Genomic DNA, 25,598 nt, shown 5'->3' with positions numbered 1-25,598 from the left:
ATGAAAAATGACCTATTGGCATGCCGCCATATCGGCATTAATGAACAAGATGAAAAACAGATGCTCCGCAAAATCGGAGTGAAAAGTCTGGATGAGCTGATAGATAAAACTATTCCCGCCAACATCCGTCTGAAAGAGCCGTTAGCCCTGCCCGAAGCAATGACGGAATATGAGTTTGCAAAACATATTGCCGGACTGGCTGCCAAAAACAAAATTTACACTACTTATATCGGTATGGGATGGTACAATACCATTACGCCTGCCGTTATCCAACGGAATGTATTTGAAAATCCTGTTTGGTACACTTCTTATACGCCCTATCAAACCGAAGTATCACAAGGACGGCTCGAAGCTCTATTGAATTTCCAGACTGCCATATGCGACCTTACCGGTATGCCCCTTGCCAATTGTTCTTTACTGGATGAAGCTACCGCCGCTGCCGAAGCTGTGACAATGATGTACGGCCTACGTCCCCGCGATATGCAGAAATCGGGAGCCAACGTAGTCTTTGTGGATGAAAATATCTTTCCACAAACTCTGGCGGTAATGACTACCCGTGCCATCCCGCAAGGTATCGAACTACGTACAGGTAAGTACTATGAAATGGAAATGACCCCGGATACTTTTGCCTGCATACTGCAATATCCCAACAGCAACGGAAGTGTGGAGGATTATCGTGCTTTTGTTGAAAAGGCACACGCAGCCGGTTGCAAGGTAGCTGTAGCCGCTGATATATTGAGCCTCGCCTTACTCACTCCTCCGGGAGAATGGGGTGCCGATATTGTATTCGGAAGTAGCCAACGACTGGGTACGCCGATGTTCTACGGTGGCCCGTCTGCCGCTTACTTTGCCACACGCGACGAATATAAACGTAATATGCCGGGACGTATCATCGGATGGTCGAAAGATAAATATGGTAAGCTTTGTTACCGCATGGCATTGCAGACCCGCGAACAGCACATCAAACGCGAAAAGGCAACCTCCAATATCTGTACGGCTCAAGCATTACTGGCTACCATGGCAGGTTTCTATGCCGTATATCACGGTCCGGAAGGTATCCGCACCATTGCCGAACGCATCCACAGTATTGCCGTATATCTGGAAAAGGAAATCAATAAATTCGGATATAAGCAAGTCAACGAACAGTATTTTGATACGCTCCGTTTTGCATTGCCCGACACCGTATCGGCCCAGCAGATACGCACCATCGCATTGAGCAAGGAAGTGAACCTCCGTTATTTCAAGAACGGTGATGTAGGCATGAGTATCGACGAGACAACGGATGTAGTTGCCGCCAACGTACTCCTTTCCATCTTTGCCATCGCTGCCGGAAAAGATTATGCCAAGACCAACGAGGTACCGGAGAATTGCACCATCAGGAAATCATTGAAACGCCAAAGTACTTACCTGACACACGAGGTATTCAACAAGTATCACACGGAAACGGAAATGATGCGTTACATCAAGCGTCTGGACCGCAAAGATATTTCACTGGCCCATTCCATGATTTCTCTCGGTTCCTGTACCATGAAACTGAATGCCGCCGCTGAAATGTTGCCGCTCAGCCGTCCTGAATTTATGAACATGCATCCGCTTGTCCCCGAAGACCAGGCTGAAGGTTACCGTGAACTTATCCACAATCTCAGTGAAGAGCTGAAGGTTATCACAGGCTTTGCAGGCGTCAGCCTGCAACCCAACTCCGGTGCGGCGGGTGAATATACCGGACTCCGCGTGATCCGCGCCTATCTGGAAAGTATCGGTCAAGGACACCGTAACAAGGTATTGATACCGGCTTCGGCACACGGCACTAATCCAGCTTCTGCCGTTCAGGCGGGATTTACTACCGTAACTTGCGCTTGTGATGAACAGGGTAATGTAGACATGAATGACCTGCGTGCCAAAGCAGAAGAAAACAAAGAAAATCTTGCAGCGTTGATGATTACTTACCCGTCTACGCATGGTATCTTTGAAACCGAAATCGTAGAAATCTGCAGGATTATCCATGCCTGCGGCGCACAAGTCTATATGGACGGAGCTAATATGAACGCTCAGGTAGGACTGACAAATCCCGGAACCATCGGTGCCGATGTTTGCCACCTGAATCTCCATAAGACATTTGCTTCGCCTCATGGCGGCGGCGGACCGGGTGTAGGACCTATCTGTGTAGCAAAACATCTGGTTCCGTTCCTTCCGGGACACAAAATATTCGGAAATTCCATTAATCAGGTATCGGCTGCTCCCTTCGGCAGTGCAGGTATCTTGCCCATTACCTACGGTTATATTCGTATGATGGGTACCGAAGGTTTGACACGTGCCACGAAGATTGCCATCCTGAATGCCAATTACCTGGCTGCCTCACTCAAAGATACCTACGGCATCGTTTATCGCGGAACCAATGGTTTTGTAGGGCACGAAATGATTTTGGAATGCCGTAAAGTGGCAGAAGAAACGGGTATCAACGAAAACGACATAGCCAAACGCTTGATGGATTACGGTTATCATGCTCCTACCCTCTCCTTCCCGGTACACGGTACTTTGATGATAGAACCGACGGAAAGCGAAAGTCTTGCCGAATTGGATAACTTCATCACCGTAATGCTGACCATCTGGAACGAGATACAGGAAGTGAAAAACGGGGAAGCCGATAAGGAAGATAATGTATTGGTAAATGCCCCGCATCCTGAGTATGAGATAGTGGCTGACAACTGGGCACACTGTTATACCCGTGAAAAGGCAGCCTATCCGATAGAAAGTGTTCGCGAAAACAAATTCTGGGTGAATGTAGCACGCGTAGACAATACGCTGGGTGACCGGAAGTTGTTGCCGACATGTTACGGATGCTTCTAAGCTATTTCTTACCATAAATGACACAGTTCCGCGTACATTATCCTTTTAATGGCGTGAAACTGTGTCATTCAAAATCAGTAACCACATGAACAATAAACGGAGTGGGTTATTTTATTCAAAGTCGGAAGAACAAATCAATTCTATTTCACATGGAGCAGGTTTGGGAATGGGTGTCATCGTATGTACCCTGTTCCTCGTAAAATGTTATCAGAGTGGCGACTTATGGGGAGCTTTCGGAGTGTGGCTGTACCTGTTTGGTATGGGCGGGTCTTATCTTTCCTCCACGCTTTACCACTCCATGAAGCATCACAATCCATGGAAACGACGGTTGAGGCATTGGGATCATGCCGCCATTTATTGGCATATCGCGGGCAGCTTCTCTCCTGTCACACTCATTGCTCTGCGGAATGATGGAATTTGGGGATGGTCACTGTTCACCTTTGTCTGGCTATGTGCCATTGCAGGTACTGTCGTCAGTTTCCGGAAAATGAAGGAACATAGCCATCTGGAAACGATATGTTACATTCTCATGGGATTATCCGTACTGGTAGTTTTTAAACAATTGTATGCTATTTCTCCCGTTGCCTGTTGGTGGATTATTGCTGAAGGAGTGTGCTACATCACCGGGGCAGTACTCTATTCTATCCGCACACGATACATGCACTCCGTCTTCCACTTCTTTGTTTTGGGGGGATCGATATGCCATATGATTGCAATATGGGATATCTTGGAAAAGATGCTATGACATTATCAAACCGTTAAAATACTCTAATAAATCTCTGTATCCTTGCTTTTCTCCTAAGCATCCCTTACGTTTGCAGTGTTGTACACCAGTGCAACACTATGGAAATTATGATAGAAATAGAGAACGTAAGCTACGGTTATAAGTCCAATCATCCCATTTTCAATGATATATCTTTGAAAATAGGAAATGGAATTTATGGGCTTTTAGGAGAAAACGGTGTAGGAAAAACGACACTGATACATCTACTCTGCGGGTTACTTTTTCCCTGGAAAGGCGAATGTCGTATGAATGGGAACCTTACAGCCGAAAGACGTCCCGAATTGTTGAATCAATACTTCTTCTTACCGGAAGAAACGCAAATGCCCTCTGAAAGCATATCAGCGTTTGCTGAAAGGCACTCCGTATTCTATCCGAACTTCAATAAAGAGGAGTTCAAACAAAACCTGAAAGAATTACGAATTGATGAAAGGCAAAAACTGTCCGATGTATCTTACGGACAACAGAAAAAGGCAATGTTGGCATACGCACTTGCCCTACATACCCCTCTCACCATACTCGACGAACCGACCAACGGACTGGATATCACTTCCCGCCAAACCTTGAAACGCATCATCAGCCGGAGTATGGACGATGAAAGTACTTTGCTTATCTCCACACATCAGGCACATGATTTTGAAAACCTGTTCGATCATCTTATTATCTTGGGAGAAGGTAAAATTTTACTGGACAGTTCGTTGGACGAAATTAGCAACAATTTTCTCTTTGTACGGACCGATAGCATTCCGGAAGAAAGCCTATACAGTGAACAAGATTTATCAGGATACTTTTCTATCCTGCCTAATGAGAAAAAAGAGGAAAATACCCCGGATATCGAACTGTTATATAAAGCGGTGTTACAGCAATCAGTGTGTCTCACTTCCATAAAACGAACGAAATGAACGAAACATTTAATCTGAAACGTTTCCTGTTGCTGGAACGGTATAAGAGAGCCGAAACCGGTAAGCATCTACTTTGGAGTGGAACCATCGTATTGAGTATATGTATATTGTGCATTCTCTACGATATCAATCGTGGTGGAAGTTATTACGGCAAGTTCACATCTGCCGATAATCTGTGCCAGTACATATTATATTTCCTTTTTGCCGCTCCTTGTCTGCTGGAAACAAACTTGAGCAAACACACGGCAACTCTTGATATATTACTGCCGGCATCTACTTTTGAAAAGTTCATGCATATCTGGATAAAATACTTTTTGCTCTTTCCTATCTTCTGCGTACTTTCTTTACTCTGTTTGAAGATGATTTTCCTAATAAGTGGCAGTGATTTTCTGCAATTTTTCGCAAAACACATCTTCCCCTGCGAAATAAAAAAGGAACAAATACTGACTTTTTGTATCTTCCAATCTGTGTGTTTCATTGGATTTTTTGCTTTCAAACGGCAATTACTACTGAAAAGTTTCGCACTATTTGTCATTATCATCGCCGTAAGTATCGGGATTGTATTACTGGCAGCATCTCTTATGCCTGATACGAGTCCCGAAGGATACTGGCTGAACAATATCACTGCGTGGCCGAAGACTAACTACCCGTTATCCGCTACAACGCAAGCGATTGTGACCTTCTGCAACTATGCAGCTCCTATATGTGTAGTACTTGGCTCATGGATATCAAGTTATTTCCTGCTCAAAGAAAAACAATTGTAAACCATGGAGTTCAAGACCAATAAGCCAATATACCAACAGATTGTCGATTTCTGCTTCAGTAAGATACTCACACACGAGTGGCGAGCGGAAGAACGTATAGTCTCCGTCAGGGAACTTTCCACACTGCTTGCTGTCAATTCACGTACCGTACTGAAAGCTTACGAGTATCTGCAAGCCGAAGATATCATCTATCCGGAACGGGGAATGGGATTTTATCTCTCCAAAGATGCGATGAAGAAGGTGATGAAGATACAGAAGAAAGAGTTCTTTGATAATCAACTGGCCGATACATTCCGCAATATGGAATTACTCGGCATCGGTATAGAAGAAATAATAGAACGATATAACAAACTTAAAAAGACGGTTCATGAAGAGATACGCTAAGACTGCATTATGGATTACCTTCGGACTTCTTTTTGTACTTATTGTAGTCAAAGTTTTTGCACTGATGTACGATATTAATTCCTTCATGCAATCCTGACTTCCATCGTACTGACGAAGAGAAGATAAATAACTGGTTTATACACAATAAAATCTTTCCTATCAGGGAAGAGTGGACTTCATGTCTTTAAACTGAAAGAAATCTACCAATACCAATGGATATGAAAACAAAACTTTTTTTACTTCCGGCATTCTTCTTCGTACTCAGTACGCAGGCACAGAACTTTTCCATCAAAGGCCGCGTAACGGATGCCTCGCAAGAGACGATTATGGCAGCTAATGTATCTTTATGGACAACGGACTCTACTCTGGTGACCGGAGTAACGTCGGATGCACAAGGGAAATTTACTCTCAATAAAATCAAGCAGGGTAATTACCGTCTGGATATCTCTTTTATCGGTTACCGGAATGAAGTGATTCTGTTAAACCTGAATAAAAGTCTCGACCTGGGTGATGTGCAGTTGGAGGAAAATGCCGTAAATCTGGGTGAAGTCACCGTATCTGCCAGCAATACAGTGCAGCGGGTAGACCGCCAGATTATTCTGCCTACCGAAAACCAGTTGAAACGCTCATTCGGCGCATACGACTTACTGAATAATCTGGGTATCTCGCGCCTACAAGTAGACAAACTCAGCAACAGTATGAGTGTGAGTGGCGGCGGTGATGTACAAACCCGGATCAATGGTATCAAAGTAACAGAGAAAGAGTTGGCGGCTGTAAGAGCAAAAGATGTATTGCGGGTAGAGTTCATCGAAGATCCCGGCAAGCAATATGGGGACGAAGAACTGGGGGCTGTCGTCAATATTATCCTGTGCCGCCGCGAAACGGGCGGAGTCGTAAACTTCCAGCTCTCCGACTCTCCTCATGTGCTATGGGGTGAAAACTTCCTGGCGGTAAAGTTCAACTATAAGAATTCCGAATGGGGCATCGACTATTTCAACAAGAACGGAAAGCGCCATGACCGGCTGGTATCTCACGAAACGTTCTATCTGGGTGACCGCACTATCGACCGTTTGAAAGAAGGTATACAGGACAAATCGCCTGCTCTCAGCTTTACCAACAATCTGAACCTGACGTACAATTTGACAAAAACGGACAGGTATGTATTCAACACCATCTTCCGCAACAACCTTTACAATGCCCCCTACGAACAACAACTGAACAAAATGTGGGCGAAAGGTAGTACAGAATATATCTATTCGTATGTCCATAACCATACATCCAGCTATTCTCCGGCACTCGACCTGTATTTTCAGTATCTACTGCCCCGCCAACAAAGTATCCAGTTGAACGTTACGGGTACGCTGATCCATAGCAAGAATAATCGTAAGTATAAGGAATATAAAGATGAGAACGACCCGGTAGCGGATATCCTGACATTTGTAAATGGTGACAAACGTTCCATCATCGGTGAAGCCATCTACGAGAAACGTTTTACTAACCTGCAATTAAGTGGGGGTGTACGCCATTACCAGATGCGCACAGAGAATGAATATACCGGTTCCAACCCTACCACCTCCAAGATGAATCAGTCACAAAGTTCCGCCTTTTTTGAACTACAAGGTAAAGTGAGAAATTTCAGCTACGCAGGCAGTGTGGGTATGACGCGCGCATGGTTCAAGGAAGGGGATGAAGACCATACTTACTACACCTTCACTCCCACTCTGCGACTGAGCTATAATCTCAAGAAATGGGGGTTCCTGCGTTATCGTTTCAACATCAGTCCTGCTATCCCATCACTCGGTTCGCTGACGGATGTGGAACAAGCTATGGATACCATACAGATTGTACGGGGAAATCCATTATTGAAAACTTATCAACAATTTACCAATTCATTGTCATACAGCTATTCCAAGAAGAAATTCAATTTCAATCTGAGTGTACGCCATCAATATTATGACAATCCTATCATGGAAAGTGTATTCGTGGAAAACGGCAAGCTGATATTGATGGATGAAAACCAACGCTCATATCAAAACTTCAATGCAGAGTTGATGGTTGGTACGAATGGAGCGGACTTGTTCGGACTGAAAAATTTCCTCACGCTTTATGCAGCGATAGGATGTAACCGTACTTGGTCGGAAGGGGTGAACTATAACCATACATATAATGACTTCTATTATAACCTGATGATGGAGTTACAGTACAGAAGTTTCTCTTTAGGCGGACAGTTCCGGAAAGTTCAGAATTACCTGTTCGGAGAAACCATAAAGAAAAGCGAGAACCAAATGGCACTCACGGCGATGTATACCCGGCAAAATCTGCAAGTAGGATTTGGAGTGTTGTTTCCGTTTACCAACAATTATAAGGTGGGAAAAGAGCGGATCAGTACAGTAGCCCCCTTCCATTCGGAAACGTTTGTAAAAGAAACTGGGCAGATGTTTATACTCCGTATAGGATATACATTTGAATTCGGCCGTAAACACAAGGCAGGAAACAAGGGACTGAATAACAGTGATACGGATAGCGGTATCATCAATATGCAGAGATAAACGGAATTCTTATAGCTCCTCTCCGTGAGGAAAGGATGCCCAAGGGGAAAGATGGCAGAATTATACTTATTGCTTCATGTATAATTCATTAATTACCTATCTGCCATCTTCCCTGCGGGCTTTTTAAAAGGAACATCTCACATATATCAAATACCTTTAGTTATTTGATATATGTTATTGTCCCCTCCGCCAGTTTCTTTTCCTTCACAAGGGCATCGACAGGCGCATAACCCAATGCCGCACAGCCATAAACACGATGGTTTTCGGGAACTCCGAGCTCGGTCAGGTAAGCCCGCACATCAGGATCATCACATGTCTGTCCCAACTGATTTATCCAGCAAGAACCGATACCTAAAGATTTGGCAGCAAGAAAGATATTCTCTAAAGCACAGGCACAATCCATAGACGCCCACCACTGTGTAGGTTCATTGGAAACAATGACAAGCGTAGGCGCATGGTAATAGCAACAATACGTCCGGCTATGACCACGTTCTTGTAAACGAGGTTCATTACTTTTGGCAAAAGCACCTTTTATTTTCTCGTTCAGCTTTACCAACACTTCCTCATTCTGTATAGCGGTGAAGTGCCAGGTTTCAAGATGCATTCCGTTGGGTGCATATGCAGCCGCTTCAAGAATCAGGTTCAAATCTTCTGCAGAAACTTGTTGTTCTGTATAGACACGCACACTACGGCGTGACCTGATGTTTTCCAATACTTCATTCATAACTACTATCTTTTTATCAATCCAATCTTTACATTCAGTTTGAAATAATAGACTCCGTTCTCACGCTCCAAGAAACCATATTTGTCCTTATCCACCGAACTTTTCTCAAAACGGGAATTCTGATAGAGAAAATCAGCGAAAGTCTGTCTCTCCGATTTATGGTAACAAAGAACTTCGCCATTGCCGTCTGTCAGAAACATACCCCCAACTGCCGAATCCGTACCGTTGTAGATCTTGGCAGGGCGCATACCCAAAGCAAGGGCAAGCAGGAACTGCTTCATCTTGAACTCGTAAAAACCATGTTTGTTTATCAATTCGTCTTTTATCTTCAGGACGTTCATTTCTTTGATACGCTCGGTCAGTTCACTAACGCGGGTGATACCATCTAAATGCATAATACGTACCATTTCGGCCAACATCCGAGGGAAATGAAGGTCAATCATCAACAAATTGCAACGGAATACACGGTCGGCTACATCAGAATATTTCAACACACCACCCAGACGTTCAATCATCAGCATGCGTTCGGCAACTTCCGTAGGAGATTCCGGCAGAGCATTCACTTTATTGACTGTAGGTACAGCGAACTTGATGCCACTTTGTTCCAATTTCAGGTTGGCAGTACGCCCCCCATCCAGCAAAGGGTTCATAGGAGCCAGACGGCAACGAACGCTGAAACCGGTTAATGGAGCTTCGGGATGCCAGAAGGCCACGGAAAGATCCGTACGGTCGTCTGTATTTGCCTCCAAATCGTAGATATTGACAGCATCAAGAAAAGCTTCCAGACCTTCGGAGATTTCTATTTCTTCACCGGAAACAGTTTTCAACGTATGTAAAATCAATGCCGCCGCATCACCAAAATCTTCACGAGGAAAGTTTCTTCCCCCTTCGGCATTGGCGATAAATGTTTTATTCTTGTCGAGCGTACCGGTAACTATACGTACTTCATCCTGTTTGATATAATAACGGCGCGTACCGTCATGTTCTTCACGCTGTATCATCGCGACAGGCCAGCGCTTTGTATCGTTTTTCACAGCTTGCGGCATACCGAGCGATACCGCCCCGTCGGCAAGAAGGCGAAAGAAGGTGTAGAGTTCGCCCAACTCTCTTTTAGTTGCACTAAATGCCATATATTTCCTTTATTTAGTTTCAATTCTTCTCGACGCTATTATTCACTGTTCATATCAAGCGTTGGTATTTCACCTATCAAAGTGCAATGTCTCGACTTTCTCCAGTCGTGCCTGTAATTTCGGCATCATAGACTGGCGTATACGGAGTGTCATACGGCAATCCATATCGTAAGTTTGTTCAAGTATTTCCGGTTCTTCCTCTTTAACGATACGCATTACATCGTTCATAAAAGGATACTCGAAAAGAACTGTTACAGTTTCGTCTACTGTTTTCTCAACGATAGCGGCAGCGGCAATAGCTTCCGCAGCAGCAGCTTTATAAGCAACAATCAGACCACTTGTACCCAACTTTATTCCACCGAAATAGCGTACAACAATAATCAGTATATCCGTCAGTTCGTTGGAGTTGATTTGTCCCAAAATAGGTTTCCCCGCCGTACCCGATGGCTCCCCGTTGTCATTTGCCCGGAAATCTTTCCGCTCATGTCCCAGCATATAGGCATAACAGACATGGCGGGCATCGTAGTATTTCTTCTGATAAGTTTCCAGATGCGCCTTCACTTCCTCTACTGTACACACAGGTAGGGCGATAGCGATAAATTTGCTACGCTTCTCTGTATAAATCCCTTCAGAAGGGGCGATAATGGTTTTATACGTATCTTCACTCATGCTGCAAAGATACAGATTATTTAATTTCTCCTCATAAAAATGGACACGATGATTTTTTCCATAATTAATTTATGTATATTTGAAGCATTGAAAACAACTAACATTCAAAACGTATGAAACACATGATTGTTGTGATTTGCTTTCATTTGCGTATATTTGTAAGAAGAAAAGAGTAAACGAACTATCAGGTTGTAAGCAGGTATCAGGACTTCTTATTTACAACTTTAACCATAAAGTCCTTTCTACTAATATTTAGTACTATGAACAACAAACTCTTTACCTTTCTCGATCCTTTTTTAGGTTACATTGACAATGGACGTTTCTTCCGCGAACCCTTCCGTTGGTTTTACGTCATCTTTGCCGTATTGAATATACTGTTTCCCATAGCCCTGCTTATCAAGGTTATTGACATGGGGTTGTTCAAGTATATCGACGGGAAATCCATCGTTGCTTTTCTATTGATTTTCATCATTATTTGTGCAGGTGCATGGGGTAGTTTTCTGCTTTGGATGAACCGTAAGGAACGGTTGAAAGAGATCATCAAGAAGGATAACGAATTTATAGCTATTCCCGTAGTTTCACATCTCACACAGACACTGGGCGAATGGTTGGGTCTGTACATAGGGGTCATAGGTACACTGTGCTCATTGGTCATCACGGTTTTCGCAGCCAATGAAATCCGGTATATCCTTCCTATGTCCGGTACTATCTTCTTCCTGCTGCCTATATACGGCTTCCTCATTGTAGTATTTGCCCGTTTGCTTGCCGAACTGTACAGAGCCTTGGCGGCCATTGCCAACAATACCAAGAAAATTGCCGACAATACCAAAAAAGAAGTAAAACAGGAAGAAAAACTAATAGACATAGAAGGAACTGATCTCCAAGAATAAACTAAAGATTGAAAAAGAATGCATAAGGTTGTCATTGCCATTGATACCTTCAAAGGATGTTTATCCTCGATAGAAGCAGAAAAAGCGGCTACCGAGGGTATTCTTTCTGTATTTCCCGAATGTGACATTATCAGTCTGCCTATAGCTGATGGCGGAGAAGGAATGCTGGATGTGCTGATTGCCGCTACTCAAGGAAAGAGTATAACCGCCTATGCTCACGATCCGTTAATGGAACGACGGGAAACCCGGTATGGTATTTCCGGCGATGGACAAACGGCTTTCATTGAAATGGCAAATATCAGCGGCTTGCCATTGGTAGCCGTAGAACAACGAAATCCGATGCTGACAACAAGTTACGGAACAGGAGAACTGATTTTTGACGCACTGGAAAGAGGATGCCGGAATTTTATTATCGGTCTTGGAGGGAGTGCCACCAATGATGCCGGTTCAGGTATGCTGCAAGCATTGGGCTTCCGGTTTCTGAATAAAGAGGGAAACGAATTAGGAAATATCACCAAAGATAATCCAACACATCCAACAGGAAAAGTGATAAATGGGATGTGCGGACAGTTAATATCAGAAGTGGTATCTATCGATTTTTCATCTATCCACCCGGCTCTCAAGGAAAGTCATTTCACGGCAGCATGTGATGTCAAAAATCCTTTCTACGGTCTCAATGGTGCCGCTTACATTTTCGCTCCACAAAAAGGGGCTGATGAGAAAATGGTGCAAGAATTGGATAAAGGATTGGAACATATTGCCAACATCATACGTAAAGAAACAGGGAGAGATATCTCTGTTTATCCCGGTGCAGGTGCAGCCGGTGGTATGGGTGGCGGCATGCTTGCGTTTCTCCGTGCCGAACTGAAACCCGGTATAGAGTTGTTGCTGAACGTTCTCAATTTTAAAGAGCAGATAAAAGGGGCGAACCTTATCATCACCGGAGAAGGAAAATCAGACCGGCAAACCCTCATGGGAAAAGTACCCTTCGGAATACTTCGGGAAGCTCAAAAACAACATATTCCAGTTATTTTATTGGCCGGAAGTGTGGAAGACTGTGGATTATTGAGCCATGCAGGATTTCAGGGAATATTCTCTATTACCCCCTCTCCCTTGTCTTTAGAACAGGCCATGGAACCTTCATTTGCACGAATGAATATAAAAAGGACTGTAGAACAGATTTGCCGTATCCTGGCAATTAACGACGCAATTTGTAGTAAATAATACCTATCAAATCCGCAAGAAGCCATCCTATAGGAATTGACCACCAAATACCAATTACTCCGATAGAGGGTATAGAGGCCAAAATATACGAGAGTACTACACGTGTACCTAAAGATAAGACTGTAAGTATCACAGACATTCCCGGTTTACGAATGGCACGATAATAGCCATATAACAGAAATAAAATGCCTATGCCGCAATAGAAGGCACCTTCGATGCGAAGATAATCTACACCGACAGAAAGTATCTCCGTCTCATTGGAACGGACAAATATCAACATAAGTGGTTCTGCAAAAACAAATACAAGAACAGAAACGACCAGTGAAAATACAACTGCCGTAATAAATGCGCTATAAACTCCCCTACGGATACGATCATAACGCTTCGCTCCGAAATTCTGGGCTATAAAAGTGGAAAAAGCATTACCGAATTCCTGGACAGGCATATAGGCGAAAGAGTCTATTTTTACAGCTGCGGCAAAGGCTGCCATCACTGCCGTACCAAAACTATTGACAAGCCCTTGTATCATCAGAATACCAAAATTCATCACCGATTGCTGAACGCATGTAAGTAGTGAAAAGGAAGTTATTTCTTTCAGGCAGGTACGATCAAAGTGTATATCGGCAGAATGCAGCCGCAATTCCGGACGTTGCATATAAGTATATGCCGCAATTCCTAAAGCTGATATGCCTTGCGCAATGATTGTAGCAATGGCCGCACCTTCTATACCCCAATCCAACTGTAGTATAAAAAATAAATCAAGCACGATATTCAAGACGACCGATATGGACAGAAACCAAAGGGGGGTCACAGAGTCTCCTACAGCACGTAGCAACGCTGCATAAAAATTATAGATAAAAGTAAACGCAATTCCCCAGAAGATAATCCAGAGATAACTGCGCATCATTCCATAAATATCTTGCGGTACTTGCAAAAGCCGGAGAATAGGATCGAGCCAGAAAAATACAGCGACGTTCAGTACAAGAGTTACCGTTCCAATCAACACAAACGAGACAAAGATACTACGGCGTAAAGCCGATTGATCGCCGGCACCATATTGCAAAGAGAAAACCGTGCCGCTTCCCATTGACAAACCCAGCAATACAGAAATCAAAAAGATCATCAGGGTATAGGCCGAACCAACAGCAGCCAGAGCATCGGCACCAATGCATTGCCCTACAATCAAAGTATCTGCAATGTTATAACATTGTTGTAAAAAGGCCCCTACCATCATGGGCAGAGTAAAACGTAATAATGTGCTTGTTATACCTCCTTGCGTAAGGTCGCCTTGCCGAAGTTTCAATGCTGCTTATTTTGAAGTTTTTCAATTCTTTTCGGCAAAGATACAAAACCCCTCAATAATATGTTATAATCTTCAATAAGAAATGTGGAATACAAAAAAGCAGAGGATTATCCTCTGCTCTCTAAACTATTTTTGTCAGGATTCAATATCTTAACGACCTGACGAACTTCTTTATTGTTCACTTTACTGTACAGACCGATCTGCTGTCCGGGTACTGTTCCTTTTTCATTGATCAATGTCTCTTCTGACCGGGAAGATACTCCTAGAGTATCATTCACTTCGCTCTTCTTTGTATTCATACCTACTAAGTTTTAGTAACAGGTATCTTAACAAAAGAATATGAAAGATTGTTCACGTTCAGGCAATACCCAATAACCGTATTTCAAAGATTAATGTTGAAAAGGCTGGAATAGGACCGCTTGCCCGTGTACCATAACCTACTTTATAAGAAATATAAACGATCCAATGATCTCCTACATGCATTTGTTGTAACGCTATCTGCCAGCCCTCAATCACTTCATTCAAGCGAAAAGCCTCCGGACAGTTCCGTTTCCATGAGTTATCAAATTCACGACCATTGATAAGCGTTCCTTTGTAATGTACTGAAACCACACTATTAAGACGAGGGCTTGTACTCCCCTGTCCCGTTTCCAATGTCCGATAAAGTACTCCTGCAGCCAGTTCTTTCACTTCCTCTTCGGTACGTAGACTTTCCAGATATTGTTCGTTCTTGAACTTATATTCTTCTTTCTTACCCATCTTATCTTCAAATTTCCTACTTCTTTGATTACAATAATTTATGGACAATCTTTTTACATCGTATCATTTCTTTTTCCGATAAACCCGGATGTTTTCTGGTTCCTCCTCTCTCTATAGCCTTTACTACCTTAAAGCCACTCCACTTCAAGATTTCTTTCAAAGCTTTCACTACTCCCCGTGTCTGATTATAGAGTATATTAAAAGGATAAGGCGTGGTAGATGTACTTACTATAATTGCTTTTTTGCCTTTATGAAGAGGAAGAGGAATTCCCATGGAGTTTTCTCCCATCATACCATAAACCATCCGGTCAAAAAGAACTTTCAACGTACCGGGCATATTTCCCCAATAACATGGAGCACCGATAATCAACGCATCCGCTTCCTCAATAAAATGTAGAACTTGCTGTGCATCATCTTCTGGTAAACAGCATTTCAAAGTTTCACGGCATTTCATACAACCGATACAAGGATGTACTTTCAACTCCGAAGCCCGTATATAATTTGTTTCGACCTCCAAACTTTCTGCTTCTTGTTTCATCAAGTCCAACATCTTTGAAATGTTTCCCTGTCGACGAGGGCTACTATTTATTATCAATATCTTCATAAATAAAGAAACTTTCCGACAAAGGTAGGAAAATAAAGATTACTCTTTTTTCTTATTCAGTTTCAATTCGGTAATAAAAGCAATTATCAGCCCAATTCCACCAAATAACAACACACATGCACCATAAATCAAAGAAACGGTTTGTCTATAGTCCCATTGATCTTTACTTAAATATCCGGGAAGTGTAGTTACACAAAGCAGATAGCCAACCAATAGGCCTAATCCCATTCCCGTTAAAAGGCTACCTATTTTTAAAGCAGAAAAGGACAGAATATCGTAAGGTTTAAAGTCGGGCCTCTTAGGATACATTTGTTGATCAGCCATTTTTTCCAGTAAAAGCAGTCTCTCTTTTTTGCAAACAAACAGTTCAAACAGTTTGTAAATTCCTAAAGTAATGATTGCCATTACAGCAGGTACCATAATAAAATCCATCATATTCGTTATCTTTTAAATTAGTAATTTTGTTTCTTTGTACTCTTTAGACGCTATAATCTTGATTAGGTTACAGTTTATGATAAAAAAATATTTTTTGGGGAAATATGTAACCTTATATTAATAGTTGCGTCTAATAGACAAAATGAAAGACGACGAAAAATATATTATACAACGTATCTTGAATGGAGAGACTGCTCTTTATGAATACTTTTTGAATAAGTATAGCCAACAAGTCTTTACTTTGATTATCCGCATTGTCTCCAATCAAGAAGATGCTGAAGAATTGACACAAGATACTTTCTTAAAAGCTTTTCAACATCTCTCGTCTTTCAAAGGAAACTGTTCTTTTTCAACATGGATATATGCCATCGCATATAACACGGCTATATCCAATGCACGTAAAAAGAATCTTGATACTTTTGTTATGGATGATGGACCACTTGCCAATATATCGGATCAACAGGTGGACGAAGCCTTGAATAACGACAGAGAAAAACAGATTATCAAGCTAAACAAAGCGATCCAATTACTTAATTCTGATGAAAAGGCTTTAATCACTCTGTTTTATCTGGAAGAAAAAACTATTAGTGAAATCACTCTTATCTCAGGATTGACAGCAAACAACATTAAAGTAAAGTTGCATCGCATCCGCAAAAAAATATATGTACTAATGAAACAGGAGGATAAATTATGAGCGAAGAACAAAAAGATAAAGGTCTGAAGAAGACATTACAAGAACAATATTCGTTTCAGTTACCTTCTAACTTTACCTATTGTACTATGCAAAAGGTAGAAGAAAACATGCGTCTTCGCGAAAAGAAGACAGAATATCGAACATTATTAGCAACTATTATCGCTACTATATTTTTAATTGGAGTTTGTATAGCCAGCCTGATTATCTTTTTTGGAAACAGTATTCGAGAAGCATTCACTATATCTTCGATAACAAAAAGCGAAGAAATTCAAATACCCTCTTTCTACTTCCTACTCATAATAGCTGTTCTTCTTTGTCTACTATTTGATCGATGGATGAGAAAACAATACTACAAACATCATCCATAAACCATAAAAACGGGGATGATTCATAACTTCTTAAAACATCCCCGTTCAAATAAAACTCACTATATTTAGTCTAGCTTATGAATTACCAGTCCTGAACGCAATTTGGGTTCAAACCAAGTTGTCTTAGGAGGCATAATATTACCGGTATCTGCAATGTCCATCAATTGTTTCATGCTGACAGGATATAACGCCAATGCAAGTTTCATTTCCCCACTATCGACACGTTTCTTCAATTCACCCAACCCACGGATACCTCCTACAAAGTCTATTCGCTTATCTGAACGAAGGTCTTTAATACCGAGAATTTCATCCAAAATCAAATTGGAAGAAATGGTTACATCCAACACGCCGATAGGATCGTTATCATTATAAGTACCGGGATTGGCGGTAAGACTGTACCATTTACCATCCAGATAAAGAGAGAAATTATGTAAACTTTCAGGTTTATAAATATCAGCCCCTTTCTCTTCTACCTTGAAATTCTTACTAACGGCAACAAGGAATTGTTCAGGAGTCAGACCATTTAAATCCTTCACAACACGGTTGTAATCTATAATTGTCAACTGATTGGCAGGGAAACAAACAGCCATAAAATAGTTATATTCTTCATCTCCACGATGATGGAGATTTTGCTTTGCTTTTTCTGCACCTACCAAAGCAGCAGCTGCACTACGATGATGTCCATCGGCTATATAAAGGGCAGGCATCTTGGCAAATTCTTTGGTAATCGCGTCAATATCCTCTTGCTTATCTATAATCCAGAAAGTGTGACCGAAACCATCGCCCGGAGCAATAAAATCATATACCGGCTTCCCAGCTGTATAACGGGAAATAATAGTATCCAGTGTAGTATTATCAGGATAAGCAAAGAATACCGGTTCGATATTGGCATTATTCACGCGGACATGCTTCATCCGGTCCTCTTCTTTATCACGGCGGGTCAATTCATGTTTCTTGATGATACCGTTCATATAATCGGGAACGTATGCACCTACTACCAAACCGTATTGTGTTTTACCATTCATAGTTTGGGCATACACATAGTAGTTCTCTTTCTCGTCTTGGACCAGCCATCCTCTATCCTGAAACATACGGAAGTTATCGGCAGCTTTCTGATAGACACGTTCATCATGCTCATCCGTGCCAACCGGAAAATCTATTTCCGGCTTAATGATATGATACAGAGATTTTTCGTTTCCTCTTGCTTCTTCGCGTGCTTCCTCAGAATTCAATACATCGTACGGACGCGATGCAACTTCCTCTACCAAATCTTGGGGAGGGCGAACGCCCTTAAAAGGTTTAATGATTGCCATGGTAATTAGATTATTAAATGAAATATTCAGGCGCAGATTACACGGATTTCACGAAACAACAATTCCGTATAATCCACATAATCCACGCCTAAGAAATATTACTTATTTACGCGGAACTTTTCGCAACCGTCTTTCAGGAATCCTACAATCTGCTTGGCTGCTGCAATACCTGCATTGATATTGGCTTCAGCAGTCTGGGCACCCATCTTTTTAGGTGTAGAAAAATAACGTCCGGCAAACTTGGCAATAAACGTTTCATGAGCAGCGGGCATAATGTCTGTCATATACTTCAAATCAGCACGCTCTTCCATCAATTGGATAAGTTCGGCCTCGTTGATAACTTCCTTACGAGCAGTATTCACCAACAGACCTCCTTTCGGCATTTTGTTTACCAAAGCGTAGTTAATGGAATTCTTCGTTTCGGTAGTTGCAGGGATATGCAAAGAAACGACATTACAAGTAGAGTAAAGTTCTTCAGCAGAAGCAACAGCCTTCACTCCGTCTTTCTCGATTACTTCTTTTGGACAGAATGCATCAAAAGCATAAATATCCATACCAAAACCTTTGGCAATACGGGCCACATTACGACCTACATTACCGTATGCATGGATACCCAACTTCTTACCCATCAGTTCCGTACCGGAAGTACCGTTATACATATTACGAACAGCCATCACCATCAGGCCAAAAGCCAGTTCAGCAACAGCATTGGAGTTCTGTCCCGGGGTATTCATTACACACACATTATGAGCGGTAGCAGTTTCCAAATCTACATTGTCATAACCGGCACCGGCACGAACTACGATTTTCAGCTCCTTGGCTGCATCCAACACTTCAGCATCAATGATGTCGCTACGGATAATAATGGCATTAGCGTCTTTCACTGCTTCCAGCAATTTTGCTTTTTCTCCATATTTCTCCAGCAATACAAGTTCATAACCTGCTGCTTCAATCTCTTTGCGAATACCGTCCACCGCAACCTTTGCAAACGGCTTGTCTGTTGCAACTAATACTTTCATAATTCTTATAGTATTAAAAGAATTCACCACAGAGTCACACGGAGTTTCACAGAGTTTTCTCTTTTAGTTTAATCTCTGTGGGACTCTGTGCCCTCTGTGGTGAAAATTATGTTATTAATGAAGTTTCTCAAATTCCTGCATGCAGTCGATCAAAGCCTGAACACTCTCTTTCGGCATAGCATTATAGCAAGATGCACGGAAACCACCTACAGAACGGTGTCCCTTGATACCTACCATACCCTTTTCTGTAGCAAACTTCAAGAAGTCTGCTTCAAATTCTTTATATTCGGGAGCCATTACGAAGCAAATGTTCATACGTGAACGGTCTTCTTTAGCAGCAGTACCCACAAACATTTTGTTACGGTCGATTTCAGCATACAACATATCTGCTTTCTCAATAGCACGACGTTCCATTTCTTTCACACCACCTTGTGCCTTAATCCAACGCAAAGTTTGCAATGCTGCATAAATAGGAACAACAGGAGGAGTATTAAACATAGAACCACCATCCACGTGAGTCTGATAGTTCAACATAGTCGGAATATAACGTGACACTTTACCCAACGCATCGTTCTTTACTATGACGAATGTCACACCTGCCGGAGCCAAATTCTTCTGTGCACCACCATAAATACAAATATACTTAGATACATCGATTGGACGAGAGAAAATATCGGAAGACATATCGGCAACCATCGGAACATTTACATCCAGATCTTTTTTCAGTTCCGTACCATAAATCGTGTTATTAGTAGTAATATGGAAATAATCCACATCAGCCGGTACAGTGTAATCTTTCGGAATATATGTATAAGTGGCTTCAGCAGAAGAGGCAACTTCTACAACTTCACCGAAACCTTTAGCTTCTTTCATTGCCTTTTTTGCCCACACACCTGTATTCAGATAAGCAGCTTTCTTTTCAAGGAAGTTGAAAGGAACCATGCAGAATTCCAGACTGGCACCACCACCCAAGAACAGTACCGAATAACCTTCGGGGATATTGAGTAATTCTTTGAATAATGCCACGGCTTCGTCCACTACGGGTTGGAAGTCTTTAGCACGATGGCTAATCTCCATCAGGGAGAGACCGGATCCATTGAAATCTAAAATAGCCTTCGCTGTATCCTCAATCACCTCACGCGGAAGAATGGAAGGTCCTGCATTGAAATTATGCTTTTTCATTTGAAGTTTGTTTTGGTTATACAATTTCGTTGATTTGTGTCTTTCGACATGGCGAAATTAAGGAATTATTTCTGTATTACCAATCTTTCCTTATGAAAATCCTTTTTTTATCCGCATTTACCTTTCTTTTTATTGGTTTATACAAGATATATGCACCATTTTGTTATGTATACTTGCCAAGAATAGTATAAAATAGTAAATTGAAAGATAGACCCGATATTAACTTCTTATTCGATAGAAAAAGATTAAGAAAAACGTTACTTTGCTTCTTCGATCAATGTTTTCATCCCTTTAATCTTTTCATCTCGTATCAACGTGAGGAGCTGCTTTACTTTACCTCGGCGAATGGCAACAAAAGCATAGTGGTCTTTTACATCAACCTGTCCTACATCTTCTCGAGCCAATCCACCTTTTTTATATAAAAAGCCAACAATATCAACCTTATTTAGTTTATCTTTCTTTCCTTTACCGATATATATGGTAATCCAGCGAGATTTGATAGGTTTGGGAGTTTGATCCGGTATTTCAAAAATAGGAATATCTTCCGGAATATAATCTGGCCAACGTTCTTCTGAATGTAAAAGAAGATAAGATGAACCTTTTGCTTCCCAACGCGCCGTACGGCCATTGCGGTGGGTAAAGGCTTCTTCGTTGACGGGAAGATGATAATGAACCACATTGTCAATACCGGGAATATCAAGTCCCCGAGCTGCCAAGTCGGTAGAAACAAGGACAGGACAACTGCCGTTACGGAATTTATAGAGTGCACGTTCGCGGTCGGCCTGCTCCATGCCACCATGGAAAGAATCACAAGGGAATTTTTTCGATTTCAAATAACCGGTTACCCTTTCCACACTTTCACGATAATTGACGAATACTATAGTGGAACTGTCACCCAGCGTACAAAGCAATCTATAAAGCGTCTCCAGTTTATCTTTATCAGGGGATAATACCTTTTGAATATTCAAGCGTTCGGATAACACTTCAGACGTCAAATAGTTGAGTTTTATGGTACGATTTAATCCCGTAAATTGAGGTATTTCTTCTGCATCGGTAGCAGACAGCAAAATGCGTTTCTTCAATGAGGGCAACTGTCCGATCACTTCCGACATTTCATCTTGAAAGCCAAATTCAAGGCATTTATCAAATTCGTCTATGATAAGGGTATTTACCGTACCGGCATCGAAATTCTGTTTCCTCAGATGGTCATTCATTCGCCCCGGTGTACCTATAATTACAGAAGGATTGATACCTTTCATAGTCCGGTGTTCTTCCATTGCAGGACGTCCCCCATAGCAACTCATAGCTTTAAAAGGAGTATTCATGGATTTAAATACGGTTTCTATCTGCAACGCCAACTCCCGTGAGGGAACTAAAACAACAGCCTGTACTCTCCGTTCAGAAAGATTCAAAGAATTAACCAAAGGTAGCAAGAAAGCCAAAGTTTTACCGGATCCTGTAGGTGATAACAAAACAAGATCATTGTCTGATTGATAGGCATCCAATGCAGCCTCCTGCATCGGAGTAAGTTGTTCTATCTGCAAATTATGTATTATTTCCGAATATTCCATATAGTTCTTCAATTTGAGAACAAAGGTAATAAAAGAATGGGAGATACAGGGAAACAAAAGTGGCAGATAATGCAATATCATCTGCCACTTTCAATTATATATGAATAAAAAACGTATAATACATCTTTTATCCACCGAAGTTATCAAACATCAGGTTCTGAGCCGGAACACCAAGATCATCAAGCATTTTTTCAACAGCTTTAGACATAGGACCGGGACCACACATGTAGTATTCAATATCTTCTGGAGCTTCGTGATCCTTTAAATAAGTTTCGTAAATTACATTGTGAACAAAGCCCGGAGTATACTTCACGCCTGCCGCATCAGCTGCCGGATCGGGACGGTCCAGTGCAAGATGGAATGAGAAGTTCGGAAAATCTTTTTCTATTTGCAAGAAATCCTCCAGATAGAATACCTCGTTCAAAGCACGTGCACCGTAGAAGTATGACATCTTACGATCGGTTGTATGCAACGTCTTCGTCAAATGCATAATTTGCGCACGTAATGGAGCCATACCGGCACCACCACCAATCCACATCATTTCTTTTGTAGAATCGAAAATAGGATGGAAGTCGCCGTAAGGTCCACTCATAGTTACCTTATCACCCGGTTTCAAGGTAAAGATATAAGAAGAAGCGATACCCGGCATCACATCCATAAAGCCAGGACCTTGATCTTTCGGTTTGAACGGAGGAGTAGCGATACGTACTGTCAACATGATACGGTCACCCTCAGCAGGATAGTTAGCCATAGAATAAGCACGAATAGTCTCTTCTTCATTCGTACACTTCAAACCAAACAGTCCAAATTTCTCCCATGCAGGAAGATATTCCTCACCAATCAAGCTCTTATCTATATCCTTATTATAATCCATTGAGAATTTAGGTATCTTAATTTGAGCGTATGATCCCGGAATGAAATCCATGTGTTCACCTTTTGGCAATGCAACAATAAACTCTTTGATGAATGTAGCTACATTCTTATTAGAGATAACCTCACACTCCCATTCTTTCACACCAAGTACAGACTCATCAATCTTAATACCCATATCACCTTTCACTTTCACCTGACAACCCAAGCGCCAATGGTCTTGTATCTGTTTACGGCTAAAATGGGGTATCTCAGAAGGTAGGATTTCACCCCCTCCCTCCATTACCTGGCATTTACACTGTCCGCAAGAACCCTTACCACCACATGCGGAGGAAAGGAAAATGCCGTTTACTGACAATGTATTCAACAACGTTGAACCGGACTCTACCTCCAAAGTTTTATCATTATTGATAGTCAATTTCACATTACCTGACGGTACCAAGAAATTTTTGGCAACCAACAGGATAACAACAAGCAGGATGACAACCACCAGGAATACGCCAATGCTTGCTAATATCATATTCATATCCATTGTTTTATTCTTTTCTTTTAGATTTTCAAACCAGAGAAACACATGAATGCCATTGCCATCAGACCTACTGTAATAAACGTAATCCCTAAACCTTTCAACGGAGCAGGTACGTCAGAATAAGCCATCTTCTCACGAATAGCAGCCAAACCTACGATAGCCAACAACCAGCCAATACCTGAACCGAATGCATAAGAGATAGAATCCCATACATCACCGATATATTTCGGATCACTCTCACCCAACGTGATACGTTGTTGCATAAACAGTGAGGCTCCCATGATAGCACAGTTAACAGCAATCAACGGCAAAAAGATACCTAGTGAAGCGTAAAGCGAAGGACTAAAACGTTCCACAACCATTTCCACTAACTGTACGATAGCAGCAATTACGGCAATAAAAAGAATAAAACTAAGAAAACTGAGGTCAACGCCTTCAATAATCGCATTAGGACCAAGTACCTTGGTTTGCAACAAATAGTTGACCGGAAGTGTAACAACCAACACGAAAGTTACAGCTATACCCAGTCCCACGGCAGTCTTCACATTCTTCGATACGGCCAAATATGAGCACATACCAAGAAAGAACGCGAATATCATGTTGTCCACAAAGATTGAGCGGACGAATAAACTTAATAAATGTTCCATGTTATCTAATTTTAATTATGAATTACTAATTATAAATTAGGAGAATGACATACACTTTTACGATATATAATTCACCATTTATAATTCATAATTGAATTTACTTTTCTTGCAACTCTTTGTGACGAGCACGTTGATACCAAATAATGCAAGCACAGATAATCAATGCCATAGGCGGCATTAACATCAAACCATTATTTACATATCCGATCTTTTGCAAAGGTTCGTAGTTTAAGATATTGAAACCCAGCAAGGTACCAGATCCTAAAAGTTCACGAAAGAATGCTACGATAACCAAAATTTTGGCATATCCCAAACCATTACCCACACCGTCAAGGAAAGACTCCCAAGGACCATTCTGCATGGCAAATGCTTCCAAACGTCCCATCAGGATACAGTTCGTGATAATCAAACCTACGTATACAGAAAGTTGTACACTTACATCATAAGCAAAGGCTTTCAATATCTCACTTACAATGGTTACCAACGCAGCAACCACCACTAACTGAACAATGATACGGATACGGTTGGGAATAGTTTTACGCAACAATGAAATCACTACATTAGAAAATGCCGTAATCACAGTAACGGAAAGTCCCATCACTATAGCAGGCTCCAATTTTGCTGTAACAGCCAAAGCGGAACAGATACCCAATACCTGTACGGTAACAGGGTTGTTCAATCCAAGCGGAGTTGAGAATACTTCTTTATTCTTCTTTGAAAATAATGCACCCATATTCTTATTCCTCCTCATTATTATTAGTTAAAAAGTTCTTATAGTTATTCAGGCAAGTCTTCAACATCGCATCTACACCTACAGAAGTGATAGTACCACCGGATATACCGTCTACCTGATAAGCAGGTTTATCAACTTTTCCGTTTTTTACAACGCTAAGTGCAACCTCCCCATTTTCCAAAGTCTTCTTACCAGGAAATTCTCCTTGGAACTGAGCACCCGCAATTTCGGCACCCAAACCCGGAGTTTCACTAGCATGAGAGAAATATACACCATAAACGGTATCCTTATCAGCATTCAAAGCCACATACCCCCAAATAGCTCCCCAAAGACCAGCACCGTAAACTGGAAATACATATTTAGTCTCTCCGTTCACTTCGGCAACAAAAACATGTAAACGCTGTTGTTCTTTGGCTTCTTTCTCGTAAGCAGTAACAAATGCACCGGTATTTTTAGTCAAAGTACCGTCTACATTCATCAACATATCACCTTTCACATATTTATTATATTCTGCATCTGCATCCTTCACATCTTTAATATTCAATGCAGCAAGAATCTGCTTCTTCGTATCAAGCTCTACGTTCTTGTTTTGAATAGTACGCAGTGAAGAGCTTACGAATGCCAGCAGGAATGCAACGATAACAACCATTACCGAAGCATAAATGATAGTATAACTATTACTATTGGTATTCATTTCTTTTCCGGTA

General features: G+C 41.6%; 26 protein-coding genes. 10 read left to right on the top strand and 16 right to left on the bottom strand.

Annotation, left to right across the window (positions count from 1 at the left end):
• The 6 genes from gcvP (at window position 1) to DXC10_RS13370 (ending at window position 8,227) form a co-directional block, all read left to right on the top strand.
• The gene (gcvP, locus tag DXC10_RS13395; protein ID WP_117738055.1) at window positions 1-2,847 is read left to right on the top strand and encodes an aminomethyl-transferring glycine dehydrogenase; all 2,847 of its coding nucleotides are present in this window, start codon (window positions 1-3) and stop codon (window positions 2,845-2,847) included.
• A gap of 85 nt (window positions 2,848-2,932) precedes the next feature.
• Complete coding sequence (locus DXC10_RS13390) at window positions 2,933-3,592, top strand: hemolysin III family protein (RefSeq protein WP_101542530.1); 660 nt, start codon at window positions 2,933-2,935, stop codon at window positions 3,590-3,592.
• 107 nt (window positions 3,593-3,699) lie between these two features.
• Window positions 3,700-4,530 (top strand): ATP-binding cassette domain-containing protein, encoded by an 831-nt coding sequence (locus tag DXC10_RS13385; protein ID WP_101542966.1) that lies wholly within the window; start codon window positions 3,700-3,702, stop codon window positions 4,528-4,530.
• Window positions 4,527-5,294: a hypothetical protein gene (locus DXC10_RS13380; protein ID WP_101542529.1), complete on the top strand. Its 768-nt coding sequence runs from the start codon at window positions 4,527-4,529 to the stop codon at window positions 5,292-5,294. The genes DXC10_RS13385 and DXC10_RS13380 overlap by 4 nt, the downstream gene beginning before the upstream one ends.
• A gap of 3 nt (window positions 5,295-5,297) precedes the next feature.
• On the top strand, window positions 5,298-5,678 hold the full coding sequence (locus DXC10_RS13375; RefSeq protein WP_101542528.1) for a GntR family transcriptional regulator: 381 nt from the start codon (window positions 5,298-5,300) through the stop codon (window positions 5,676-5,678).
• Between the two features lie 218 nt (window positions 5,679-5,896).
• Window positions 5,897-8,227, top strand: coding sequence for a TonB-dependent receptor (locus DXC10_RS13370; protein ID WP_101542965.1), 2,331 nt, complete (start codon window positions 5,897-5,899; stop codon window positions 8,225-8,227).
• Window positions 8,228-8,387: 160 nt separating this feature from the next.
• Here DXC10_RS13370 and DXC10_RS13365 read toward each other — a convergent pair whose 3' ends face one another.
• From DXC10_RS13365 to DXC10_RS13355, 3 genes are all read right to left on the bottom strand, one after another.
• Window positions 8,388-8,951, bottom strand: a complete 564-nt coding sequence (locus tag DXC10_RS13365) for a nitroreductase family protein (protein ID WP_101542527.1) — start codon at window positions 8,949-8,951, stop codon at window positions 8,388-8,390.
• Between the two features lie 5 nt (window positions 8,952-8,956).
• Window positions 8,957-10,081 carry an HpaII family restriction endonuclease gene (locus DXC10_RS13360; RefSeq protein WP_101542526.1) on the bottom strand — a complete coding sequence of 375 codons (1,125 nt, stop codon included), beginning with the start codon at window positions 10,079-10,081 and terminating at the stop codon, window positions 8,957-8,959.
• Window positions 10,082-10,150: 69 nt separating this feature from the next.
• A complete protein-coding gene (locus DXC10_RS13355; protein ID WP_101542525.1) occupies window positions 10,151-10,750 on the bottom strand; it encodes a YigZ family protein in 600 nt (199 codons plus the stop codon).
• 260 nt (window positions 10,751-11,010) lie between these two features.
• Between DXC10_RS13355 and DXC10_RS13350 the strand changes: the two genes are divergently transcribed.
• Together DXC10_RS13350 and DXC10_RS13345 are read left to right on the top strand one after the other, a co-directional pair.
• Window positions 11,011-11,640 carry a hypothetical protein gene (locus tag DXC10_RS13350; protein ID WP_117738054.1) on the top strand — a complete coding sequence of 210 codons (630 nt, stop codon included), beginning with the start codon at window positions 11,011-11,013 and terminating at the stop codon, window positions 11,638-11,640.
• Window positions 11,641-11,658: 18 nt separating this feature from the next.
• Window positions 11,659-12,864, top strand: a complete 1,206-nt coding sequence (locus DXC10_RS13345; protein WP_117738053.1) for a glycerate kinase — start codon at window positions 11,659-11,661, stop codon at window positions 12,862-12,864.
• Here DXC10_RS13345 and DXC10_RS13340 read toward each other — a convergent pair.
• The 5 genes from DXC10_RS13340 to DXC10_RS13320 form a co-directional block, all read right to left on the bottom strand.
• Window positions 12,839-14,167 (bottom strand): MATE family efflux transporter, encoded by a 1,329-nt coding sequence (locus DXC10_RS13340; protein ID WP_101542522.1) that lies wholly within the window; start codon window positions 14,165-14,167, stop codon window positions 12,839-12,841. The genes DXC10_RS13345 and DXC10_RS13340 overlap by 26 nt on opposite strands.
• Before the next feature lie 107 nt (window positions 14,168-14,274).
• Window positions 14,275-14,466, bottom strand: coding sequence for a hypothetical protein (locus DXC10_RS13335; RefSeq protein WP_101542521.1), 192 nt, complete (start codon window positions 14,464-14,466; stop codon window positions 14,275-14,277).
• A gap of 58 nt (window positions 14,467-14,524) precedes the next feature.
• A complete protein-coding gene (locus tag DXC10_RS13330) occupies window positions 14,525-14,926 on the bottom strand; it encodes an FKBP-type peptidyl-prolyl cis-trans isomerase (RefSeq protein ID WP_101542520.1) in 402 nt (133 codons plus the stop codon).
• A 28-nt stretch (window positions 14,927-14,954) separates the two neighbouring features.
• Window positions 14,955-15,530: a flavodoxin family protein gene (locus tag DXC10_RS13325; protein WP_101542519.1), complete on the bottom strand. Its 576-nt coding sequence runs from the start codon at window positions 15,528-15,530 to the stop codon at window positions 14,955-14,957.
• Window positions 15,531-15,569: 39 nt separating this feature from the next.
• Window positions 15,570-15,965, bottom strand: a complete 396-nt coding sequence (locus tag DXC10_RS13320; protein WP_101542518.1) for a DUF6249 domain-containing protein — start codon at window positions 15,963-15,965, stop codon at window positions 15,570-15,572.
• A gap of 142 nt (window positions 15,966-16,107) precedes the next feature.
• Between DXC10_RS13320 and DXC10_RS13315 the strand changes: the two genes are divergently transcribed.
• Both DXC10_RS13315 and DXC10_RS13310 read left to right on the top strand, forming a co-directional pair.
• Window positions 16,108-16,659, top strand: a complete 552-nt coding sequence (locus DXC10_RS13315) for an RNA polymerase sigma factor (protein WP_117738052.1) — start codon at window positions 16,108-16,110, stop codon at window positions 16,657-16,659.
• Window positions 16,656-17,027: a hypothetical protein gene (locus tag DXC10_RS13310; RefSeq protein ID WP_101542516.1), complete on the top strand. Its 372-nt coding sequence runs from the start codon at window positions 16,656-16,658 to the stop codon at window positions 17,025-17,027. Before DXC10_RS13315 ends, DXC10_RS13310 begins: the two co-directional genes overlap by 4 nt.
• Before the next feature lie 65 nt (window positions 17,028-17,092).
• On the opposite strand, the gene DXC10_RS13305 is transcribed toward DXC10_RS13310, so the two are convergent.
• The 8 genes from DXC10_RS13305 to DXC10_RS13270 all read right to left on the bottom strand — a co-directional run bounded on the left by DXC10_RS13305 (window position 17,093) and on the right by DXC10_RS13270 (window position 25,585).
• The gene (locus DXC10_RS13305) at window positions 17,093-18,340 is read right to left on the bottom strand and encodes a DUF1015 domain-containing protein (RefSeq protein WP_101542515.1); all 1,248 of its coding nucleotides are present in this window, start codon (window positions 18,338-18,340) and stop codon (window positions 17,093-17,095) included.
• 98 nt (window positions 18,341-18,438) lie between these two features.
• Window positions 18,439-19,359, bottom strand: coding sequence for an NAD(P)-dependent oxidoreductase (locus DXC10_RS13300; RefSeq protein ID WP_101542514.1), 921 nt, complete (start codon window positions 19,357-19,359; stop codon window positions 18,439-18,441).
• Window positions 19,360-19,473: 114 nt separating this feature from the next.
• Window positions 19,474-20,541 (bottom strand): 3-phosphoserine/phosphohydroxythreonine transaminase, encoded by a 1,068-nt coding sequence (gene serC, locus DXC10_RS13295; protein WP_101542513.1) that lies wholly within the window; start codon window positions 20,539-20,541, stop codon window positions 19,474-19,476.
• Window positions 20,542-20,798: 257 nt separating this feature from the next.
• Entirely contained in the window at window positions 20,799-22,112 is a 1,314-nt protein-coding gene (locus tag DXC10_RS13290; RefSeq protein WP_117738086.1) for a DEAD/DEAH box helicase, read from the bottom strand.
• 127 nt (window positions 22,113-22,239) lie between these two features.
• Window positions 22,240-23,514, bottom strand: a complete 1,275-nt coding sequence (gene nqrF, locus DXC10_RS13285) for an NADH:ubiquinone reductase (Na(+)-transporting) subunit F (protein WP_101542512.1) — start codon at window positions 23,512-23,514, stop codon at window positions 22,240-22,242.
• Window positions 23,515-23,531: 17 nt separating this feature from the next.
• Window positions 23,532-24,158: an NADH:ubiquinone reductase (Na(+)-transporting) subunit E gene (nqrE, locus tag DXC10_RS13280; protein WP_101542511.1), complete on the bottom strand. Its 627-nt coding sequence runs from the start codon at window positions 24,156-24,158 to the stop codon at window positions 23,532-23,534.
• 97 nt (window positions 24,159-24,255) lie between these two features.
• Window positions 24,256-24,891 carry an NADH:ubiquinone reductase (Na(+)-transporting) subunit D gene (locus DXC10_RS13275; protein ID WP_101542510.1) on the bottom strand — a complete coding sequence of 212 codons (636 nt, stop codon included), beginning with the start codon at window positions 24,889-24,891 and terminating at the stop codon, window positions 24,256-24,258.
• Between the two features lie 4 nt (window positions 24,892-24,895).
• Window positions 24,896-25,585, bottom strand: a complete 690-nt coding sequence (locus DXC10_RS13270) for a Na(+)-translocating NADH-quinone reductase subunit C (RefSeq protein ID WP_101542963.1) — start codon at window positions 25,583-25,585, stop codon at window positions 24,896-24,898.
• Window positions 25,586-25,598 lie beyond the last annotated feature (13 nt).

The sequence above is a fragment of the Bacteroides sp. OM08-11 genome, assembly GCF_003438665.1.
In the GTDB taxonomy this organism is placed as follows: domain Bacteria; phylum Bacteroidota; class Bacteroidia; order Bacteroidales; family Bacteroidaceae; genus Bacteroides; species Bacteroides cutis.
Note: the sequence above shows the minus strand (reverse complement) of the source record. Positions and strands in the feature narration are given on the sequence as shown.

Coding starts and splice junctions, on each gene's coding strand:
- serC (WP_101542513.1), bottom strand. CDS start 20,541: ATGAAAAAGCATAATTTCAATGCAGGACCTTCCATTCTTCCGCGTGAG.
- DXC10_RS13385 (WP_101542966.1), top strand. CDS start 3,700: ATGATAGAAATAGAGAACGTAAGCTACGGTTATAAGTCCAATCATCCC.
- DXC10_RS13330 (WP_101542520.1), bottom strand. CDS start 14,926: ATGGGTAAGAAAGAAGAATATAAGTTCAAGAACGAACAATATCTGGAA.
- DXC10_RS13375 (WP_101542528.1), top strand. CDS start 5,298: ATGGAGTTCAAGACCAATAAGCCAATATACCAACAGATTGTCGATTTC.
- DXC10_RS13350 (WP_117738054.1), top strand. CDS start 11,011: ATGAACAACAAACTCTTTACCTTTCTCGATCCTTTTTTAGGTTACATT.
- DXC10_RS13360 (WP_101542526.1), bottom strand. CDS start 10,081: ATGGCATTTAGTGCAACTAAAAGAGAGTTGGGCGAACTCTACACCTTC.
- DXC10_RS13370 (WP_101542965.1), top strand. CDS start 5,897: ATGAAAACAAAACTTTTTTTACTTCCGGCATTCTTCTTCGTACTCAGT.
- DXC10_RS13270 (WP_101542963.1), bottom strand. CDS start 25,585: ATGAATACCAATAGTAATAGTTATACTATCATTTATGCTTCGGTAATG.
- DXC10_RS13290 (WP_117738086.1), bottom strand. CDS start 22,112: ATGGAATATTCGGAAATAATACATAATTTGCAGATAGAACAACTTACT.
- DXC10_RS13300 (WP_101542514.1), bottom strand. CDS start 19,359: ATGAAAGTATTAGTTGCAACAGACAAGCCGTTTGCAAAGGTTGCGGTG.
- DXC10_RS13335 (WP_101542521.1), bottom strand. CDS start 14,466: ATGAATACAAAGAAGAGCGAAGTGAATGATACTCTAGGAGTATCTTCC.
- DXC10_RS13365 (WP_101542527.1), bottom strand. CDS start 8,951: ATGAATGAAGTATTGGAAAACATCAGGTCACGCCGTAGTGTGCGTGTC.
- DXC10_RS13305 (WP_101542515.1), bottom strand. CDS start 18,340: ATGGCAATCATTAAACCTTTTAAGGGCGTTCGCCCTCCCCAAGATTTG.
- nqrE (WP_101542511.1), bottom strand. CDS start 24,158: ATGGAACATTTATTAAGTTTATTCGTCCGCTCAATCTTTGTGGACAAC.
- nqrF (WP_101542512.1), bottom strand. CDS start 23,514: ATGGATATGAATATGATATTAGCAAGCATTGGCGTATTCCTGGTGGTT.
- DXC10_RS13320 (WP_101542518.1), bottom strand. CDS start 15,965: ATGATGGATTTTATTATGGTACCTGCTGTAATGGCAATCATTACTTTA.
- DXC10_RS13380 (WP_101542529.1), top strand. CDS start 4,527: ATGAACGAAACATTTAATCTGAAACGTTTCCTGTTGCTGGAACGGTAT.
- gcvP (WP_117738055.1), top strand. CDS start 1: ATGAAAAATGACCTATTGGCATGCCGCCATATCGGCATTAATGAACAA.
- DXC10_RS13310 (WP_101542516.1), top strand. CDS start 16,656: ATGAGCGAAGAACAAAAAGATAAAGGTCTGAAGAAGACATTACAAGAA.
- DXC10_RS13345 (WP_117738053.1), top strand. CDS start 11,659: ATGCATAAGGTTGTCATTGCCATTGATACCTTCAAAGGATGTTTATCC.
- DXC10_RS13315 (WP_117738052.1), top strand. CDS start 16,108: ATGAAAGACGACGAAAAATATATTATACAACGTATCTTGAATGGAGAG.
- DXC10_RS13325 (WP_101542519.1), bottom strand. CDS start 15,530: ATGAAGATATTGATAATAAATAGTAGCCCTCGTCGACAGGGAAACATT.
- DXC10_RS13390 (WP_101542530.1), top strand. CDS start 2,933: ATGAACAATAAACGGAGTGGGTTATTTTATTCAAAGTCGGAAGAACAA.
- DXC10_RS13355 (WP_101542525.1), bottom strand. CDS start 10,750: ATGAGTGAAGATACGTATAAAACCATTATCGCCCCTTCTGAAGGGATT.
- DXC10_RS13275 (WP_101542510.1), bottom strand. CDS start 24,891: ATGGGTGCATTATTTTCAAAGAAGAATAAAGAAGTATTCTCAACTCCG.